General features: G+C 63.9%; 1 protein-coding gene and 1 pseudogene. Both read right to left on the reverse strand.

The window, feature by feature from the left end; translation table 11 throughout:
- Positions 1 to 265: pseudogene (locus C1722_RS16580) on the reverse strand (hypothetical protein); the annotation flags it as partial.
- Between the two features lie 13 nt (positions 266 to 278).
- Positions 279 to 1,230: NADH-quinone oxidoreductase subunit I (locus tag C1722_RS16585; RefSeq protein WP_146040727.1), on the reverse strand; the 952-nt coding region annotated here is incomplete at its 5' end.

Here is a 1,230-nt window from a genome sequence, read left to right on the forward strand (position 1 = left end):
CGGTGTCGGCCGCCTCCATGACGACGAGGCACATGTAGCACATCACGAAACCGAAGCCGAACACGATGGCGAGCAGGCTGTCGGCGAGCGTGAGCCCGGCGCCGAGCGTCGCACCCACGAGCAGCGCCGATGCGCTGAACATGTTGCCGATGGGAACGGGCGCAATCGAGAGGAACCCCGTACGTTCGGCATCCTTTACCTGCAGCTGGGCAAGCGAGCCGTCGAGACCCTGTTCGGCCTCTATCCGATGGGTTGCGGCAGCCATGGATTTCGACCGCCTAGCGCCGTTTGAGGTTCGAGATGATGCCCGCCTTCTTCGGGGGCTCGGGCAGCTCGATCATCCGCGGCTCGAAATCGAAGAGCTCTTCGGTCAAAACGACGTCGGAGACGGTGATGCAGGATTTGAGGCAGATGTCCTCGCACATGCGGCACTGCACGCAGTCCGCCGTGGAGAACTCGATGAAACGGGTCTTGCCGTCCTCGGCCTCGACCTCGCTCTTCTTCAGGGCGCCGGTCGGGCAGAACGTGGTGCACATGAAACACGACGTGCACTTCTCGGTGTCGATCCCGACATTGCCCCATAGCCTGGTTTCGATTTCGGGCACGATGGGCCTGCCGATGGAATCCATCGCATCGAGCACGTGCATGCGGCGCATCGCATTGAACTGCGGCAGCGATCCCTTGTCGGACATCTTGAGGCGATCGCGCAGCGACGGGGCCTTCTGCTGAAGCTCCTTTTTAAGCGCCGTGACGGCCGCCTTTTCGGCGGCGTCTTTCGCCACGTCTTTCGCTTGGGTGAAAAATCCGCGCCGCGAGACGCCGAACAGGCCCGTGGTCTCTTCGACGAGCAACTCTTCGGGAAATTCGGACATACGCTCGACGCGCAGCGTTATGCCCTCGGCTTCGAGCAGCCCGTTGACCGAAGCGACCGTGGCGTCGATGCCGGGATCGCATGCGCGGTACTTGCAGGTTTTGCACGTGCCGTCGACGAGCACGAGGCGCGACACCCCGCATGAAGCGAGCTTCATGAGCACGCTTTCCTCCATACGGGCCAAGCACGGCACCTCGGCGAAACGATCGGGGTCGGCCTTACGCCTCGCAGCGGCGCGGGCGCAGGAGAACACGGCCATGCCGTCGGCGAGCACGCATGCCTGGGCGGTCGCCGTTGCCAGATCCTCGGCGAGCGGCCTCATGGGAATGAGCGCTTCGGTCGGGCACACCACGGGGCGG

The sequence above is a fragment of the Raoultibacter timonensis genome (assembly GCF_900240215.1).
Lineage (GTDB): Bacteria > Actinomycetota > Coriobacteriia > Coriobacteriales > Eggerthellaceae > Raoultibacter > Raoultibacter timonensis.